This is a genomic window from Kosakonia radicincitans DSM 16656 (assembly GCF_000280495.2).
Lineage (GTDB): Bacteria > Pseudomonadota > Gammaproteobacteria > Enterobacterales > Enterobacteriaceae > Kosakonia > Kosakonia radicincitans.
On the sequence record NZ_CP018016.1, the window covers coordinates 4697092 to 4714180 of the forward strand.

A 17089-nucleotide genomic window follows, 5' to 3' on the forward strand; every position below is an offset into this window, starting at 1 on the left:
CTTACGCCAGACGCGGGTTAACTTTTTCTGCATCGATGTTGAATTTGGTGATTGCTTCCGCCACCACTTTCTTGTCGATTTCGCCACGTTTAGCCAGTTCGCCCAGTGCAGCAACCACCACGTAAGAAGCATCAACTTCGAAGTGGTGACGCAGGTTTTCACGGCTGTCGGAACGACCGAAGCCATCAGTACCCAGTACACGGTAATCATCCGCCGGTACGTAAGTACGAACCTGCTCAGCGAACAGTTTCATATAGTCAGTAGATGCCACTGCCGGAGCGTCGTTCATCACCTGAGCGATGTACGGAACGCGCGGAGTTTCCAGCGGGTGCAGCATGTTCCAGCGCTCACAATCCTGGCCATCACGCGCCAGTTCAGTGAAGGAGGTGACGCTGTACACGTCAGAGCCCACGCCGTAATCGTTCGCCAGGATCTGCGCTGCTTCACGCACGTGACGCAGGATAGAACCGGAGCCCAGCAGCTGAACTTTACCTTTGCTACCTGCAACGGTTTCGAGTTTGTAGATACCTTTACGGATACCTTCCTCGGCACCTTCCGGCATGGCCGGCATGTGGTAGTTTTCGTTCAGCGTGGTGATGTAGTAGTAAACGTTTTCTTGTTTCTCACCGTACATACGCTCCAGACCGTCATGCATGATGACAGCAACTTCGTACGCGTAAGCCGGATCGTAAGAGATACAGTTCGGGATAGTCAGCGACTGAATGTGGCTGTGGCCATCTTCGTGTTGCAGACCTTCGCCGTTCAGCGTGGTACGACCGGAAGTCCCCCCTACCAGGAAGCCGCGAGCCTGCTGGTCGCCAGCCTGCCAGCACAGGTCACCGATACGCTGGAACCCAAACATGGAATAGTAGATGTAGAACGGGATCATCGGCAGGTTGTTGGTGCTGTAAGAGGTCGCAGCCGCCAGCCAGGATGCACCGGCACCCAGTTCGTTGATACCTTCCTGCAGGATCTGACCTTTTTCGTCTTCTTTGTAGTAAGCAACCTGCTCACGGTCCTGCGGGGTGTACTGCTGGCCGTTCGGGCTGTAAATACCAATCTGACGGAACAGACCTTCCATACCGAAAGTACGCGCTTCGTCGGCGATGATCGGAACCAGGCGATCTTTGATCGATTTGTTCTTCAGCATCACGTTCAGGGCACGAACGAAAGCGATAGTGGTGGAGATCTCTTTGTTCTGCTCTTCCAGCAGCTGGGAGAAATCAGACAGCGCAGGCAGTTCCAGCTTCTCGGTGAAGTTCGGCTGACGAGACGGCAGGTAGCCTTTCAGCGCCTGGCGACGTTCGTGCAGGTACTTGTACTCTTCAGAGCCTTCCGGGAAGGTCAGGTAAGAGAGGTTTTCAACCTGCTCATCGGTTACCGGAACATTGAAACGGTCGCGGATATAACGCACGCCATCCATGTTCATTTTCTTAACCTGGTGGGCAATGTTTTTGCCTTCAGCGGTATCACCCATGCCGTAACCTTTAATGGTATGGGCCAGGATAACAGTCGCTTTGCCTTTGGTTTCCTGCGCTTTTTTCAGTGCAGCGTAGATTTTCTTCGGATCGTGACCGCCACGGTTCAGCGCCCAGATCTGCTCATCAGTCCAGTCTGCAACCAGCGCTGCGGTTTCCGGGTATTTACCGAAGAAGTGCTCACGAACGTAGGCGCCGTCTTTGGATTTGAAGGTTTGATAGTCACCGTCAACGGTTTCGTTCATCAGTTGGATCAGTTTACCGCTGGTATCTTTACGCAGCAGCTCGTCCCAACGGGAACCCCACATCACCTTGATCACGTTCCAGCCAGCGCCTGCGAAGATGCCTTCCAGTTCGTTGATGATTTTACCGTTACCGGTTACCGGGCCATCCAGACGTTGCAGGTTACAGTTGATGATGAAGCACAGGTTGTCCAGTTTTTCACGGGTAGCGATAGTGATCGCACCTTTGGATTCCGGCTCATCCATCTCGCCATCGCCGAGGAAAGCGTAAACGGTTTGTTCAGAGGTATCTTTCAGGCCGCGGTGTTCCAGATATTTCAGGAACTTCGCCTGGTAGATCGCACCAATCGGGCCCAGACCCATGGATACGGTCGGGAACTGCCAGAATTCCGGCATCAGTTTCGGGTGCGGATAAGATGACAGGCCTTTGCCGTGAACTTCCTGACGGAAGTTGTTCATCTGCTCTTCAGTCAGACGACCTTCGACGAACGCACGCGCGTAGATACCCGGAGAAATATGACCCTGGAAGTAAACCAGATCGCCGCCATCTTTCTCGTTACGGGCGCGGAAGAAGTGGTTGAAGCAAACTTCATATACGGTCGCAGAAGACTGGAAGGAAGCCATGTGGCCGCCCAGCTCAAGGTCTTTTTTAGAGGCGCGCAGAACCGTCATGATTGCGTTCCAGCGGATAGCTGAACGAATACGGCGTTCCAGTTCCAGATTGCCAGGATATTCCGGCTCATCTTCAACGGCAATAGTGTTTACATAGTTGCTCGCCCCTGTGCCAGCTGCCACTTTCACACCGCCTTTGCGGGCTTCAGAAAGGAGCTGGTCAATCAGATACTGAGCACGCTCAACACCTTCTTCACGGATGACCGATTCGATCGCCTGTTGCCAGTCGCGAGTTTCGATCGGATCCACGTCATTTTGGAAACGTTCTGACATGGGGGGTATTCCTTATCTATCTAATACGTTGATTGTCTGGAACCTGTCCCATTGCACCCTTCGGGAAAGACGCAATAAGACAGGTTCTGCGTTTAGTTGCCGCGCTCTAAAGTTTGGCGCTGGTGTTACAACTCTTCCGGCACAAATTGCGCCAGAAAATCTTAATTCTTTCTCTGCTCTAGCCGACGCAGCGAGCGTTCACGACGGCTCTGCTCACGGCTTCTGTCCAGCAAAATCTCTTCGATAAACGCCAGGTGACGGTGTGACGCTTCACGCGCCTCTTCCGGCTTTCCGGCCATGATCGCCGCGAAAATACTTGAGCGATGGTTGCTGACCAGCGGGAGCATCTCCCGGCGGGCGTACAGCAATTCGAAGTTCTGTCGGACGTTTTGCGCCAACATGGGCTCCATGCAGCGTAGCAAATGAAGCAGCACGACATTGTGTGCCGCTTCGGTTACGGCAATTTGATACTGCACGACAGCACTGGACTCCGCGTCCAAATCCCCGGACTGCTGCGCCAGTTCAATCGCCTGGTGCAGCTCGCTGATACGCGCTTTATCTTCATCTGTGCTGCGCAGCGCTGCGTAATAAGCCGCGATGCCTTCTAATGCATGGCGGGTTTCAAGCAGGTCAAACTGGGATTCGGGATGATCGTTGAGCAGCTCTACCAGCGGATCGCTGAAGCTCTGCCACAGACTGCTCTGGACAAAAGTCCCGCCACCCTGGCGACGAAGGAGCAGACCTTTCGCTTCGAGGCGCTGAATGGCCTCGCGCAGTGAAGGACGAGAAACATCGAACTGTTTCGCCAGTTCGCGTTCTGGAGGAAGTTTTTCACCGGGACGTAAGGTCCCTTCGAGAATCAAAAACTCCAGTTGCTGCTCAATCACATCGGAGAGTTTTGGTTGGCGGATTTTGCTGTAGGCCATGGTTCCCTGTCTCTGCCATTCGCCGGAGTAAATTGGTCTTACCAATTTCACGTTCTTGACGCTAAAGTAACAAAGTATTCACCTTCTGTCCATACAGGTTTTGATTGAAATCAGGAAACCACGCACATTTTAACAATCATACAGAAATGACGTTTCAAAGATGTAACCTTGCACAAATGTCCCATTTACCACGAAAGAGGCAGTTTTAACTTTCCTGAAACGACAGTTAAGGCATATGAACCGATTCAGTTGATTTATTTTTGATTTTTTATGCGATTAATTTGCATAAAACCAAAATAGATGCTCGAGAAGGGAGTCGTTGGAGTACTGACAAACGGTTTCTTTTTCATCAGTCGTCATAGCGGCTTCATAAAGCAGATGCATTCACGCGCACTTACCACTATTCTTGGCACTACGAAAGAGACAGGCGAAAAATCACGCCAGCAATTCGTAAATAATAAAATACAAAAAATGGAATTTATTTCTTACACGCAAACGACAGCGTAAACATAATAACCACACACGAGGTTTCATGATGGAAGGTCAACAGCACGGCGATCAGCTAAAGCGCGGCCTTAAGAACCGCCATATTCAGCTTATTGCGCTGGGTGGCGCTATTGGGACTGGCCTTTTTCTGGGCAGCGCATCAGTCATTCAATCCGCCGGCCCCGGTATTATTCTGGGCTACGCCATTGCAGGTTTTATCGCCTTTCTGATCATGCGTCAGTTAGGCGAAATGGTCGTGGAAGAGCCGGTAGCCGGTTCATTTAGCCACTTTGCTTACAAATATTGGGGTGGCTTTGCCGGTTTTGCGTCTGGCTGGAACTACTGGGTACTGTATGTGCTGGTGGCGATGGCGGAACTGACTGCGGTCGGGAAGTATATTCAGTTCTGGTGGCCAGAAATCCCGACCTGGGTCTCTGCTGCAGCCTTCTTTGTCATCATTAACGCCATCAACCTGACCAACGTGAAAGTGTTTGGTGAGATGGAGTTCTGGTTTGCCATTATTAAGGTGTTCGCGGTTGTCGCCATGATCATCTTCGGCGGCTGGTTGCTGTTCAGCGGTAGCGCTGGCCCGCAGGCGACCGTACGTAACCTGTGGGAACAGGGTGGCTTCCTGCCGCACGGTATCGGTGGGCTGGTGATGATGATGGCGATCATTATGTTCTCGTTTGGCGGTCTTGAGCTGGTGGGGATCACCGCCGCAGAAGCCGATAACCCGGAACAGAGCATTCCAAAAGCGACCAACCAGGTTATCTACCGTATCCTGATTTTCTATGTTGGCTCACTGGCGGTGCTGCTCTCGCTGATGCCGTGGACCCGCGTAACGGCAGATACCAGCCCGTTTGTGCTGATTTTCCACGAACTCGGTGACACTTTCGTCGCCAACGCGCTGAACATTGTGGTACTGACGGCTGCCCTCTCTGTTTATAACAGCTGCGTCTACTGCAACAGCCGTATGCTGTTTGGCCTGGCGAAGCAGGGTAACGCGCCGAAAATGCTGCAAAAAGTGGATAAACGCGGCGTACCGGTGAACACCATCCTGACTTCCGCGCTCTTCACCGCGCTGTGCGTGCTGATCAACTACTTCGCACCGGAATCAGCGTTCGGTCTGCTGATGGCGCTGGTGGTTTCCGCGCTGGTGATCAACTGGGCGATGATCAGCCTCGCGCATATGCGTTTCCGTCGCGCGAAACAGTTGCAGGGCGTAACACCACGCTTCCCTGCGCTGTTCTACCCGCTGGGCAACTGGATCTGCCTGCTGTTTATGGCCGCTGTGCTGGTGATCATGCTGATGACGCCAGGCATGGGGATTTCGGTCTATCTGATCCCGGTATGGATTGCCGTGCTGGGTGTCGGCTATCTGTTCAAACAGAAAAGTGCAAAAACCGTAAAAGTCAGTTAATTCCTGTCTTGCCCCCTTTCCCCACGCGGGAGAGGGGGTTACCGCAACGTTACCTCCCTCACACTTTCTTTTACATAGCTATTTTGTCCATCTCCCCGCGCTGATTCTGCTACGCAAACGAAAATTTGCAGGCAAATAATTCATACCATATATCAATGGGAGAAGCGGCAATGGACAACAACAGGCTGTCTGTTAAAGAAAAGATCGGCTATGGCATGGGAGACGCCGGATGTAACATCATCTTTGGCGCAATCATGCTGTTTGTTAACTATTTCTATACGGATATCTTCGGCCTCGCTCCGGCGCTGGTCGGCGTATTGCTGCTGTCGATTCGTGTGATTGATGCGGTTACCGACCCGCTGATGGGCGCAATCGCTGACCGTACGCAAAGTAAATACGGACGCTTCCGCCCGTGGTTACTGTGGATTGCGGTTCCCTATGCTGTATTCAGCGTATTGATGTTTACCACGCCGGACTGGGCCTACAGCAGCAAAGTTATTTATGCCTTCGTCACCTACTTCCTGCTGTCGCTCACCTATACTGCCATTAATATCCCCTACTGCTCGCTGGGCGGCGTTATTACCAATGATCCGAAAGAGCGCGTTGCCTGCCAGTCGTACCGCTTTGTGATGGTCGGCATTGCCACGCTGCTTCTGTCGTTAACGCTGCTGCCGATGGCGGAATGGTTTGGCGGCGCGGATAAAGCTAAAGGCTACCAGATGGCGATGGCAGTGCTGGCATTTATCGGTATGTGCATGTTTTTGTTCTGCTTCGCTACCGTGCGCGAACGTATTCGCCCGGCGATACCGACCAATGACGATCTGAAAAATGATTTAAAAGATGTGTGGAAAAACGACCAGTGGGTGCGCATTCTGCTGCTGACGCTGTGTAACGTCTGCCCTGGCTTTATCCGCATGGCGGCTACCATGTATTACGTGACCTGGGTTATGGGGGAAAGTACCCACTTCGCCACGCTGTTTATTAGTCTCGGTGTCGTGGGTATGATGCTCGGCAGCATGATGGCGAAGGTGCTCACCGATCGCTGGTGCAAGCTGAAAGTCTTCTTCTGGACCAATATCGTGCTGGCGTTCTTCTCCTGCGCCTTCTACTTCTTTGATCCCCATGCCACTACGCTGATCGTGGTGCTCTACTTCCTGCTCAATATCCTGCATCAGATCCCTTCCCCGCTGCACTGGTCGCTGATGGCGGATGTCGACGATTATGGCGAGTGGAAAACCGGTAAACGCATTACTGGCATCAGCTTTTCCGGCAACCTGTTTTTCCTGAAAGTAGGGCTGGCGATCGCCGGGGCGATGGTCGGTTTTCTGCTCTCCTGGTACGGTTACGACGCCGGAGCCAAACAGCAGAGCGCCAGCGCCATCAACGGCATCATGCTGTTGTTTACCGTGATCCCGGGCGTCGGTTACCTGATTACCGCCGGCGTGGTTCGCTTGCTGAAAGTCGACCGCGAATTGATGAAACAGATCCAGGCGGATCTGGAAAAACGTCGCATCAACTACCATGCGCTGACCGATCGTCAGCACGTACCGGCAGGCGACAACGTAAGGAACGCATAATGAAAGAGTGGCCGAATCCGTTTATCGAACAACGCGCGGATCCCTTTATTCTGCACCATGAGAATGTCTACTATTTTGTCGCCTCCGTGCCGGAGTATGACCGGCTGGAGATCCGGCGCGCTGCCACGCTGGAGGGGTTGCGTCATGCCGAAGGCGTGGTCGTGTGGCGCAAGCCGCAAAGCGGACCGATGAGCGAGCTAATCTGGGCGCCGGAACTGCATCATATTGACGGTAAATGGTATCTCTATTTTGCCGCAACCTGGACGAAAGCGCTGGATGAGTTGAATATGTTCCAGCATCGCATGTTTGTGCTGGAGTGCGCAGATGCCGATCCGCTCAGCGGAAAATGGCTGGAGAAAGGCCAGGTGAAAACCCCGTTTGATACTTTCGCCCTCGACGCCACAACCTTTGTCCACCAGGGCAAACGCTGGTATCTGTGGGCGCAAAAAGCGCCGCACATCGCGGGAAACTCCAACCTCTATCTGGCGGAAATGGAAAATCCATGGACGCTCAAAGGCGAACCGGTGATGTTGAGTAAGCCGGAATTCGACTGGGAGTGCCGGGGTTTTCTGGTGAATGAAGGCCCGGCCGTCCTGTTTCACGACGACAAGCTATTTATCAGTTACTCGGCCAGCGCCACCGATGAGAACTACTGTATGGGGCTGCTGTGGATTGATATTACCGCTAACCCGCAGCTCGCGGAGAACTGGCACAAATCACCGCAGCCGGTGTTCAAAACCAGGCACGAAAACCGTCAGTATGGCCCTGGTCACAACAGCTTTACGCAAACGCCGGAAGGGGAAGATGTGCTGGTGTATCACGCACGGAACTACACCGAAATTGAGGGCGACCCGCTCTACGATCCCAATCGCCATACCCGTCTGAAAAAGATTCGCTGGCAAGAAAACGGGATGCCTGATTTCGGCATCCCGGCTGCGGATAATCAGTAAACTGCGGCACGCAATCAGATCAGCGTGCCGTAAATCGTCAACAATGCGACCACAACGACCAGCACCAGCGAGGTTTTCTTCGCCATCGACACCGCGGCTTTCGGCGTTTCGACTTTGTCCAGATGCGGCTCGCGCGCCAGTGAGAACTGCGCGAGGCGCGTCAGCACCTGGTATTGCGATGTATGGCCGTCGCCAAGAGAAGCAAACCAGGCGGGCAGCGCCTTTTCGCCGTGCCCAACCAGTGCGTACACCACGCCAGCCAGCCTGACGGGCACCCAGTCCAGCACATGTAAAATGGCATCGATGCCTGACTGCTGACGTTCGTTAGGCGTCTGGTAACGCGCCAGCCACGACTGCCAGGCACGCAAGAACGCATAACCTGCCAGCAGCACCGGCCCCCAGTATGCGCCGACAATAAACCAGAACAGCGGCGCCAGATAAAAGCGGAAGTTGATCCAGACCAGCGCGTTTTGCAGTTCGCGTAAAAACTCACGCTCACTGCATCCCGGCGGTACACCGTGTATCAGCGTTAACTCATTCGCCATCGCGTTATGGGCATGACTGTCATTACGTGCCGCCGCCTTCAGGTAAGCGTGGTAATGCAGACGCACCTTACCCGCACCAATGCATAACACACCAATCAGGATCCAGACCACCAGCAACGGTACGTTGAAAAACAGCCCCTGCAACGCGCGCAGGATCAGAAAAGTCACCAGCATCGCCAGCACTGTCATCAACAGCGTACGGAACATGGAGTAACGCTTAACCCGCCGGAACAGCACTTCCAGCCGGTGATCCAGTTGCCAGTGCTCTCCCAGTTTAAACAGCCGTTCTGCTGCCAGCACCAGCAGCATGGTGAATAACGTCATGGCATCTCCTTTTCTGACGAGCCGGCGACCAGCGCACGGAATCTGGCCCAGTCGAAAGCCGGCCCGGGATCGGTCTTCCGTTGCGGCGCAATATCGCTGTGGCCGGTCATATTGTTGGCAATCGACGGATAAAGCTCAATGAGCGTTCGCGTCACCGCCGCCAGTTGCTGATACTGCGCGTCGGTATACGGCAGATTATCGGTGCCTTCAAGCTCAATCCCAATCGAGAAATCATTGCAGCGTTCCCGGCCGTGATAAGAGGATACGCCTGCATGCCAGGCGCGTTTATCGAAAGGCACATATTGCACAACCTCGCCATCACGGCGGATCAGGCAGTGCGCGGAAACACGCAGATGAACAATTTCGGCGAAAAAGGGATCGGCATCGGGATCGAGCGTACCGGTGAACAACGCATCTATCCACGGGCCGCCAAATTTGCCGGGCGGCAGGCTAATATTATGTACCACCAGCAGTGAAGGCTGCTCATCGTCCGGGCGGCAATCAAAATGGGGAGACGGCACGTGCCGCGCTTCTACCAGCCAGCCCTTGCGTAACGGCATAAGGAACTCCTTTAAGAGGATGGTGCTAAAACACGCTTCAGAGTAGCATGTCCGGGCGGTGCCCTGTAATGGTCTCCCGGACAGGACATCGCCTAACTTTGTGATTCGTTACCCTTTTTGGAGTTTATCATGCCGCCTCGCCGCTATAACCCCGATCTTCGACGTGACGCGCTGCAAAAACGCATCGAACTGGATATCCCCGCCGCAGTCGCCCAGGCGCTGCGTGAAGATTTGGGCGGAGAAGTTGACGCTAACAACGACATTACCGCGCAATTATTACCGCCAGAGAACCGCTCTCATGCGGTGGTTATTACCCGCGAAGACGGCGTATTTTGCGGTAAACGCTGGGTTGAAGAGGTTTTTATCCAGTTGGCTGGCGACGACGTGACGCTGACCTGGCACGTTGCAGATGGCGACACGATCCGCGCCAATCAACCTCTGTTTGAACTGGAAGGCCCTTCCCGCGTACTGCTGACCGGCGAGCGCACGGCGTTGAACTTTGTGCAAACGTTGTCCGGCGTAGCCAGCGAAGTACGGCGCTATGTGGATTTGCTCAGCGGCACCAAAACCCAGCTTCTTGATACGCGTAAAACGCTGCCGGGCCTGCGCACCGCACTGAAATATGCGGTGCTGTGCGGCGGCGGCGCCAACCATCGCCTGGGCCTTTCTGATGCTTTTCTGATCAAAGAGAACCATATCATCGCTGCTGGCTCCGTTCGCCAGGCAGTAGAAAAAGCGTTCTGGCTGCACCGGGATGTTCCGGTGGAAGTGGAAGTTGAAACGCTGGAAGAACTGGACGACGCGCTGAAAGCAGGCGCTGACATCATCATGCTGGATAACTTCGAAACCGACCAGATGCGCGAAGCGGTTAAACGCACAAATGGCCAGGCGCGGCTGGAAGTTTCCGGCAATGTGACGAACGAAACGCTGCGTGAATTCGCCGAAACCGGCGTCGATTATATCTCCGTTGGCGCACTGACCAAGCATGTGCGCGCCCTCGATTTGTCGATGCGTTTTCGCTGAATCGACGCTTCAAAGAAACGGGCCAGTGGCCCGTTTTTGCGAACTCCCTTCCACGAAAAATGCGACACTTTGCAAAAGCGATAAAAGTGCCGGAAGCCATTATCACAAAATCATTTTTACCCCTCGTCCACCGATTCATCCGCTGACACAGTAACGGCTCTGCATAAGGAGCTGTTTAATGAAACGACAACAAGGATTTACTTTAATCGAACTGATGGTGGTGATTGGCATCATTGCGATCCTGAGCGCCATCGGCATTCCCGCCTACCAAAACTACCTGCGCAAAGCTGCCCTCACCGACATGCTGCAAACGTTTATTCCGTACCGTACGGCCGTTGAACTTTGCGCGCTGGATCGTGGCGGCGTGGATAACTGCGATGCCAGCAGCAACGGCATACCCGCCCCCACCACTACCCGCTATGTTTCGGCGATGAGCGTAACAAAAGGCGTGGTCTCGCTAACCGGGCAAGAGAGCCTGAATGGGCTGAGCGTGGTGATGACGCCGCAATGGAGCAACGCTGAAGGAATGCAGGGTTGGGCGCGCAGTTGCAACATTCAGGCAGACAGCTCGCTCCAGCAGGCTTGTGAAGATGTTTTCCGGACCGGCAAGTAAGGAGCGGCAATGCAACCCGATAAACTCATTGCGCTATGCCAGCGCCATAATGCGGTGGTGCTCAAAAGCGAAAACGATCTCTTAACGATTGCGGTGGTTGAAACACCCAGTACCGAATTAATGGAATCACTCACTTTTGCCGCCCAGAAGCGGGTCGATATTCGCTGCTGGACACCAGAGCAAATGGATAAACATTTACAGATGACAGCGCAAACCGTGGTGCCGGTGGTACAGGAAGAGAGCAGTACCGCCGCGATGGAGATCGTGGAACATACGCTTCAACAAGCGCTGATGCTACGCGCTTCAGATATCCATTTTGAGCCTGGTGAAACGCACTATGCCATTCGCCTGCGCGTCGATGGCGTATTGCATCCGCTTTCACCTCTGCCTGGCACGCTCGCCAGCACATTGACCGCAAGGCTAAAAGTACTCGGTAATCTCGACATCGCCGAGCACCGTTTACCACAAGATGGTCAGTTCAATCAGGAACTTTGCGGTCAATCGATCTCATTTCGCATCGCCACTCTGCCCTGTCGTCACGGAGAGAAAGTGGTCCTGCGCCTGCTGCATCAGGTCAACCAACCGCTGGAACTGGAAGCGCTGGGAATGACCTCTCAACAACGGGAGCTGTTTGCCGCCGCCCTTGCGCAGCCGCAAGGGTTGCTGCTGGTTACCGGCCCAACAGGCAGCGGTAAAACCGTCACGCTTTACAGCGCATTGCAGGCGCGAAATAAACCGGAAGTTAACATTGCCAGTGTGGAAGATCCTGTCGAGATCCCACTCGCCGGGCTAACGCAGACACAAATCAATCCGCGCAGCGGGCTGACTTTTCAAAGCGTATTGCGCGCCCTGTTACGCCAGGATCCGGACATCATCATGATTGGCGAAATTCGCGATGGCGAAACCGCCGAAATCGCGATAAAAGCCTCCCAGACCGGGCATCTGGTACTGTCGACGCTGCACACCAACTCCACCAGCGAAACGCTGGTACGCATTCAACAAATGGGCGTTGCCCGCTGGATGATCTCCTCAGCACTGTCGCTGGTGGTAGCGCAACGCCTGGTGCGTAAACTCTGCCCGCACTGTCGAAAACTTGCCGTGGAGAATATCCATCTTCCCGGTACGTTGTGGCCACGTCCGTTACCGCGCTGGCGGGCCGAAGGCTGTGAACAGTGCTATCACGGTTTTTACGGACGACTGGCACTGTTTGAAGTCCTCGCCATCACACCGGAAATACGTCAGGCCATCGCTGGCAATATGGGCGCGGAAGAGATTGGGCTACTGGCGCGGCAGAGTGGCATGACCACGCTATTTGAGCATGGCTGCCAGGCCGTGGAACAAGGGTTGACCACCTTTGACGAACTGGTACGCATTCTGGGTTTTCCAGATGGCGAGTAAACATCTTTGGCTGTGGTCCGGTCTTGATGACAGCGGTGCCCTGCAAAGCGGTACGCACTGGAACGAAAATCGCGACGGCGTGGTGTTACTGTTACATCAGCGGCAAATACATCTGCTGACGTTGAAGCGCTGTCCGGTACGTCGCGCGCTCTGGCAAGCGGAGCATGGATGCTCTGTTTTGCAGCAACTTGCTACTCTTCTGCAGGCCGGGCTGACATTGCCGGAAGGGTTACAACTGCTGGCGGAGCAACACCCCGCCAGACAGTGGCAGGCGCTGTTGCGCCAGCTTGCCCAAACGCTGGAGCAGGGAGAAACATTTTCGGCTGCGCTACGCCAGTGGCCTGATGTGTTTCCTCCGCTCTGGCTGGCGATGATTCGCACCGGCGAGTTAACCGGCAAACTGGATGAGTGCTGCTTCAAGCTCGTCAGCCAGCAGCAAGCGCAAAGGGAGCTGGCGTTGAAAGTGAAAAAAGCGCTTCGCTATCCGCTGATCATCCTCTCCCTGACGGCAGCAGTGGTGCTGGCAATGATATATCTGGTATTACCCGAGTTCTCTGCCATCTACCAGACATTTAACACACCGCTTCCGGTGCTCACGCGGGGGGTCATTGCCACCGCTGACGTTATGCAACGCTGCGCCCTGCCGTTGATAGTATTTATAGCGTTGATACTGGGCGTCATGAGATCGCTACGTCATCACCCCGGTTGGCTTCGTTACCGACAGCGGCTGCTGCTGGCCACTCCGGTGATGGGCCAATTGATACGCGGGCAGCGGCTCAGCCAGATATTTACCGTCCTGTCACTGACGCAGCGTGCGGGTATCGCCTTCTTGCAGGGCCTCGAAAGTGTCAAAGAGACGCTTACCTGCCCTTACTGGCGCGATATCCTGCAACGTGCGCATCAGGAGATAACTCAGGGTATGTCGATATCCGCCGCCCTGAAAGAAAGCGGTGAATTCCCGACACTTTGTATTCAGTTGATTCGCACGGGCGAGGTTTCGGGCGCGCTGGATACGATGCTGTACAACCTGGCGCAGCATCACAGCGAACAAACTCAGCGTCAGGCGGATGGTCTGGCAGCCGTGCTTGAGCCGTTGTTGCTGGTGGCAACAGGATTGATTATCGGGGTGCTGGTTGTGGCTATGTACCTGCCCATCTTCCATCTGGGGGATGCGATGAGCGGCGCAGGGTGAGCACAGGCGCGGCATAACGCTGCGCCTGTTTAGCGATCACAAGCTGTTAAAAACGCGGTTTTCCTGTTCCTGAACGCGAATGAAGGTCGTGCGTTTGGTCAGCTCTTTCAGACGAGATGCGCCAACGTAGGTGCAGGCTGAGCGCAGACCGCCCAAAATGTCGCGCGCAGTATTTTCTACCGGGCCACGCAGAGTCAGCTTGACGGTTTTACCTTCTGCAGCACGGTAACCGGCAACGCCGCCAACGTGGCGATTCATTGCAGATTCAGAGCTCATACCATAGAACAGCATGAATTTTTCACCGTTCTCTTCAACCACGGTGCCGCCGCTCTCTTCATGGCCTGCCAGCATACCGCCCAGCATCACGAAATCTGCGCCGCCGCCAAATGCTTTCGCTACGTCGCCCGGAACGGTGCAACCGCCATCGCTGACAATCTGGCCACCCAGACCATGCGCAGCATCAGCACATTCGATAACCGCAGAAAGCTGCGGATAGCCAACGCCGGTTTTCACGCGCGTGGTACAGACAGAACCCGGTCCAATACCCACTTTAACGATATCGGCGCCGGAGAGGATCAGCTCTTCACACATTTCACCCGTCACAACGTTACCGGCACAGATGGTTTTATTCGGCCAGGCTTCACGCGCTTTCGCAACAAACTGTACAAAATGCTCGGAATAGCCATTCGCCACATCAATGCAGACAAAATTCAGCGCGGGATGCAGCGCAAGGATCTGTTTTGTTTTATCAAAATCGGCGTCAGATGTTCCAGTAGAAACCATTACATGGCGCAACACATCCGCAGATTCGCGCTCAATGAAACCTTTCCAGTCTTCAACGGAATAGTGTTTATGCACGGCAGTGAGAATGTCGAATGAGGCCAGCGCTTTTGCCATCATAAAAGTGCCAACCGTGTCCATATTCGCGGCAATAATGGGTACGCCGGACCAGTTAATTCCTGAATGCTTGAAGGTAAACTCGCGCTCCAGCTCAACATCGGAACGGCTTTTAAGGGTAGAACGTTTAGGGCGGATAAGAACGTCTTTGAAACCTAACTTCAGATCTTCTTCGATACGCATGTGCGGATTCCTGGGGTTAATGGCGAAAATACAAACTCACAACTCCAGTGACGCTATCATACGCGCTAATAAGGGCAGTGCAAGACTGCGAATTTCTCTTTTTTTACGCTACAATCCTATAAATTTACCTGGTGAATCGGCAAGTTTAGGTTAATCGATTTTATTGTCGCTTGATTAACTCACAACACGTTGATTATATTATGAAATATATTCAATCTTTTACGTTTTTCTTCCCTTTTGCATGTGATAAAAAAGCGCCATGAATAGAGCGAAAGAGAACGTGGATTGTGATTTCAGGCAGACCCATTTTGGGATGAGGTATTATGGGGTATACGGTCGCGTTAACCGGCGGCATCGGCAGTGGGAAAAGCACTGTAGCGGATGCTTTCGCACAGCTTGGGGTTAACGTTGTCGATGCGGATATTATTGCGCGTCAGGTCGTGGAACCGGGTTCGCAAGCATTAAGCGCTATTACAGCACGTTTTGGGGCAGAAATGCTCCTCTCCGACGGCTCGCTAAACCGTCGGGCATTACGTGAACGTATTTTTGCTTCTCCGGCTGATAAAGAGTGGCTCAATAGGCTGCTCCATCCGTTAATTCATCAGCAGACCCAGCGTGAGATTGCGCAGGCAACGTCGCCTTATGTACTGTGGGTTGTTCCCCTGCTGGTGGAAAACCAGCTATATCATAAAGCCGATCGGGTTTTGGTGGTGGATGTCCCGGTTGAGACTCAAATTGCACGCACCACGCAGCGTGATGGTGTTAGCCGCGAACATGCAGAACATATTCTTGCTGCTCAGGCCACACGCGAAGCGCGACTTGCCGTCGCTGATGATGTTATTGACAATAATGGCGCACCAGGTGCGATAGCATCGGATGTTGCCCGCCTGCACTCAGCGTATCTGGAATATGCTTCGCAGGCCGTATCACAGGAAAAACCGTAATGCACACCCACATCCTTTTTGAACACCCGCTTAACGAGAAGATGCGCACCTGGCTGCGTGTCGAATTTCTGCTTCAGCAACTCATCGTCCGTTTACCGCTGAGCGACCATGCTGATGCGCTGCATTTTTTCCGTAACGTTGGTGATTTACTGGATGTGTTCGAACGCGGCGATACGCGTACGGAATTACTGAAAGAGCTGGAACGTCAGCAGCGAAAATTGCGTGCCTGGAGCGAAGTGGAGGGAGTGGATCTCAACCGTATCGAATCCCTGCGCCAGCAACTGAAAGAGAGCGGCAATATCCTGATGGCTGCGCCACGCATTGGCCAGCTTTTACGTGAAGACCGATTAATTGCGCTGGTGCGCCAGCGTCTGAGTATCCCCGGTGGGTGTTGCAGCTTTGATCTGCCCACGCTGCACATGTGGCTGCATTTGCCGCAGGAGCAACGTGATGCGCAGGTCGCGGTCTGGCTGGAAAGCCTCGATCCGCTCAAAGCAACGCTTAAATTGATCCTCGATCTGATCCGCAATGCCGCGCCGTTCCGCCATCAGACCAGCCTGAATGGTTTCTACCAGGATAATGCCGAGGATGCCGATTTACTGCGTCTGAAACTGACGCTGCGAGACCGGCTGTACCCACAAATTTCCGGGCATAAGAGCCGTTTTGCTATCCGCTTTTTACCCCTCGACAGCGAAAACGGTATCGTGCCGGAACGGCTGGATTTTGAACTGGCCTGTTGTTAAGGAACCAATATGACTGAAACAACCATTGTTAACTGCCCCACCTGCGGGAAATCTGTTGTCTGGGGCGAAATCAGCCCGTTTCGCCCCTTCTGTTGCAAACGCTGCCAGCTCATCGATCTGGGAGAATGGGCAGCGGAAGAAAAACGCATTCCCAGCGCTGGCGACCTGTCAGACAGCGATGAATGGAGCGAAGAGCAATAGTAATGTTTTTGCCGCTGGCGCACCGCTTAACGCTGCGCCAGCCGGGTAATAATGGGTTCATTGGCCGGCGGGAAATCTTCCGCTTTCAGCATCTGTTGTGCTATCCATTCTCCCGGCTGCCCCTCTTTCCCCCATGGCTCCCCTTCCCAGCTCTCAACCAGCCAGAACCACAGCGTGATATGGCGATCGGGAAACTGATACTCCAGCTTGTCAAAGAGTGTTGCACTCAGCGGTGTAATACCGACTTCTTCCTGTAATTCACGGCTCATCGCCTGTTCCGGCGTTTCGCCCTCTTCTATTTTACCGCCCGGAAACTCCAGTTTATTCGCCATGTGTGCATCCGCAGCACGGCGCGTAATAAAGATTTCTCCTTGCGGGTTGCGAATGATCCCAACTGCGATGTTGAGTATTTTCATTAGGCAGGCTCCATAAAAAAGGCGCA

16 protein-coding genes are annotated in these 17089 nt (G+C 53.8%); 10 read left to right on the plus strand and 6 right to left on the minus strand.

The window, feature by feature from the left end:
• Position 1 precedes the first annotated feature (1 nt).
• Positions 2-2665, minus strand: coding sequence for a pyruvate dehydrogenase (acetyl-transferring), homodimeric type (gene aceE / locus Y71_RS22570; protein WP_007373175.1), 2664 nt, complete (start codon positions 2663-2665; stop codon positions 2-4).
• A gap of 161 nt (positions 2666-2826) precedes the next feature.
• Positions 2827-3591, minus strand: coding sequence for a pyruvate dehydrogenase complex transcriptional repressor PdhR (gene pdhR / locus Y71_RS22575; RefSeq protein WP_007373174.1), 765 nt, complete (start codon positions 3589-3591; stop codon positions 2827-2829).
• A 532-nt stretch (positions 3592-4123) separates the two neighbouring features.
• On the opposite strand from pdhR, the gene aroP reads away from it, so the two are divergent.
• The 3 genes from aroP to Y71_RS22595 all read left to right on the plus strand — a co-directional run bounded on the left by aroP (position 4124) and on the right by Y71_RS22595 (position 8024).
• Positions 4124-5497 (plus strand): aromatic amino acid transporter AroP, encoded by a 1374-nt coding sequence (gene aroP, locus Y71_RS22585; RefSeq protein ID WP_090398224.1) that lies wholly within the window; start codon positions 4124-4126, stop codon positions 5495-5497.
• Positions 5498-5667: 170 nt separating this feature from the next.
• On the plus strand, positions 5668-7074 hold the full coding sequence (locus Y71_RS22590) for a glycoside-pentoside-hexuronide (GPH):cation symporter (protein ID WP_007373171.1): 1407 nt from the start codon (positions 5668-5670) through the stop codon (positions 7072-7074).
• Positions 7074-8024: a glycoside hydrolase family 43 protein gene (locus Y71_RS22595; RefSeq protein WP_007373170.1), complete on the plus strand. Its 951-nt coding sequence runs from the start codon at positions 7074-7076 to the stop codon at positions 8022-8024. Before Y71_RS22590 ends, Y71_RS22595 begins: the two co-directional genes overlap by 1 nt.
• Before the next feature lie 14 nt (positions 8025-8038).
• Here Y71_RS22595 and ampE read toward each other — a convergent pair whose 3' ends face one another.
• Positions 8039-8893, minus strand: a complete 855-nt coding sequence (gene ampE / locus Y71_RS22600; RefSeq protein WP_007373169.1) for a beta-lactamase regulator AmpE — start codon at positions 8891-8893, stop codon at positions 8039-8041.
• Positions 8890-9453, minus strand: coding sequence for a 1,6-anhydro-N-acetylmuramyl-L-alanine amidase AmpD (ampD, locus tag Y71_RS22605; RefSeq protein ID WP_007373168.1), 564 nt, complete (start codon positions 9451-9453; stop codon positions 8890-8892). The genes ampE and ampD overlap by 4 nt, the downstream gene beginning before the upstream one ends.
• Before the next feature lie 129 nt (positions 9454-9582).
• On the opposite strand from ampD, the gene nadC reads away from it, so the two are divergent.
• The 4 genes from nadC to hofC all read left to right on the plus strand — a co-directional run bounded on the left by nadC (position 9583) and on the right by hofC (position 13679).
• Positions 9583-10476: a carboxylating nicotinate-nucleotide diphosphorylase gene (gene nadC / locus Y71_RS22610; protein WP_007373167.1), complete on the plus strand. Its 894-nt coding sequence runs from the start codon at positions 9583-9585 to the stop codon at positions 10474-10476.
• 178 nt (positions 10477-10654) lie between these two features.
• Positions 10655-11089 (plus strand): prepilin peptidase-dependent pilin, encoded by a 435-nt coding sequence (gene ppdD / locus Y71_RS22615; RefSeq protein WP_007373165.1) that lies wholly within the window; start codon positions 10655-10657, stop codon positions 11087-11089.
• A 9-nt stretch (positions 11090-11098) separates the two neighbouring features.
• The gene (gene gspE / locus Y71_RS22620) at positions 11099-12487 is read left to right on the plus strand and encodes a type II secretion system protein GspE (RefSeq protein WP_007373164.1); all 1389 of its coding nucleotides are present in this window, start codon (positions 11099-11101) and stop codon (positions 12485-12487) included.
• The gene (gene hofC / locus Y71_RS22625) at positions 12477-13679 is read left to right on the plus strand and encodes a protein transport protein HofC (RefSeq protein ID WP_007373163.1); all 1203 of its coding nucleotides are present in this window, start codon (positions 12477-12479) and stop codon (positions 13677-13679) included. The genes gspE and hofC overlap by 11 nt, the downstream gene beginning before the upstream one ends.
• A gap of 36 nt (positions 13680-13715) precedes the next feature.
• Here the strand turns inward: hofC and Y71_RS22630 are convergent, their stop codons facing one another.
• Positions 13716-14759, minus strand: a complete 1044-nt coding sequence (locus Y71_RS22630; protein ID WP_007373162.1) for a GMP reductase — start codon at positions 14757-14759, stop codon at positions 13716-13718.
• Between the two features lie 323 nt (positions 14760-15082).
• Here Y71_RS22630 and coaE point away from each other — a divergent pair, with 323 nt between their 5' ends.
• From coaE to yacG, 3 genes are read left to right on the plus strand one after another with little or no spacing between them, the layout of a single operon-like run.
• Complete coding sequence (gene coaE, locus Y71_RS22635) at positions 15083-15703, plus strand: dephospho-CoA kinase (protein WP_007373161.1); 621 nt, start codon at positions 15083-15085, stop codon at positions 15701-15703.
• Positions 15703-16446: a cell division protein ZapD gene (zapD, locus tag Y71_RS22640; RefSeq protein WP_007373160.1), complete on the plus strand. Its 744-nt coding sequence runs from the start codon at positions 15703-15705 to the stop codon at positions 16444-16446. Before coaE ends, zapD begins: the two co-directional genes overlap by 1 nt.
• Before the next feature lie 9 nt (positions 16447-16455).
• Positions 16456-16647 (plus strand): DNA gyrase inhibitor YacG, encoded by a 192-nt coding sequence (gene yacG / locus Y71_RS22645; RefSeq protein ID WP_007373159.1) that lies wholly within the window; start codon positions 16456-16458, stop codon positions 16645-16647.
• A gap of 26 nt (positions 16648-16673) precedes the next feature.
• Here the strand turns inward: yacG and mutT are convergent, their stop codons facing one another.
• Positions 16674-17063, minus strand: a complete 390-nt coding sequence (gene mutT, locus Y71_RS22650) for an 8-oxo-dGTP diphosphatase MutT (protein WP_007373158.1) — start codon at positions 17061-17063, stop codon at positions 16674-16676.
• Between the last annotated feature and the right edge of the window lie 26 nt (positions 17064-17089).

What these genes read in the sequence shown, in the direction of transcription:
- aceE (WP_007373175.1), bottom strand. Translation starts at nt 2,665, where the DNA reads ATGTCAGAACGTTTCCAAAATGACGTGGATCCGATCGAAACTCGCGAC.
- pdhR (WP_007373174.1), bottom strand. Translation starts at nt 3,591, where the DNA reads ATGGCCTACAGCAAAATCCGCCAACCAAAACTCTCCGATGTGATTGAG.
- aroP (WP_090398224.1), top strand. Translation starts at nt 4,124, where the DNA reads ATGATGGAAGGTCAACAGCACGGCGATCAGCTAAAGCGCGGCCTTAAG.
- Y71_RS22590 (WP_007373171.1), top strand. Translation starts at nt 5,668, where the DNA reads ATGGACAACAACAGGCTGTCTGTTAAAGAAAAGATCGGCTATGGCATG.
- Y71_RS22595 (WP_007373170.1), top strand. Translation starts at nt 7,074, where the DNA reads ATGAAAGAGTGGCCGAATCCGTTTATCGAACAACGCGCGGATCCCTTT.
- ampE (WP_007373169.1), bottom strand. Translation starts at nt 8,893, where the DNA reads ATGACGTTATTCACCATGCTGCTGGTGCTGGCAGCAGAACGGCTGTTT.
- ampD (WP_007373168.1), bottom strand. Translation starts at nt 9,453, where the DNA reads ATGCCGTTACGCAAGGGCTGGCTGGTAGAAGCGCGGCACGTGCCGTCT.
- nadC (WP_007373167.1), top strand. Translation starts at nt 9,583, where the DNA reads ATGCCGCCTCGCCGCTATAACCCCGATCTTCGACGTGACGCGCTGCAA.
- ppdD (WP_007373165.1), top strand. Translation starts at nt 10,655, where the DNA reads ATGAAACGACAACAAGGATTTACTTTAATCGAACTGATGGTGGTGATT.
- gspE (WP_007373164.1), top strand. Translation starts at nt 11,099, where the DNA reads ATGCAACCCGATAAACTCATTGCGCTATGCCAGCGCCATAATGCGGTG.
- hofC (WP_007373163.1), top strand. Translation starts at nt 12,477, where the DNA reads ATGGCGAGTAAACATCTTTGGCTGTGGTCCGGTCTTGATGACAGCGGT.
- Y71_RS22630 (WP_007373162.1), bottom strand. Translation starts at nt 14,759, where the DNA reads ATGCGTATCGAAGAAGATCTGAAGTTAGGTTTCAAAGACGTTCTTATC.
- coaE (WP_007373161.1), top strand. Translation starts at nt 15,083, where the DNA reads ATGGGGTATACGGTCGCGTTAACCGGCGGCATCGGCAGTGGGAAAAGC.
- zapD (WP_007373160.1), top strand. Translation starts at nt 15,703, where the DNA reads ATGCACACCCACATCCTTTTTGAACACCCGCTTAACGAGAAGATGCGC.
- yacG (WP_007373159.1), top strand. Translation starts at nt 16,456, where the DNA reads ATGACTGAAACAACCATTGTTAACTGCCCCACCTGCGGGAAATCTGTT.
- mutT (WP_007373158.1), bottom strand. Translation starts at nt 17,063, where the DNA reads ATGAAAATACTCAACATCGCAGTTGGGATCATTCGCAACCCGCAAGGA.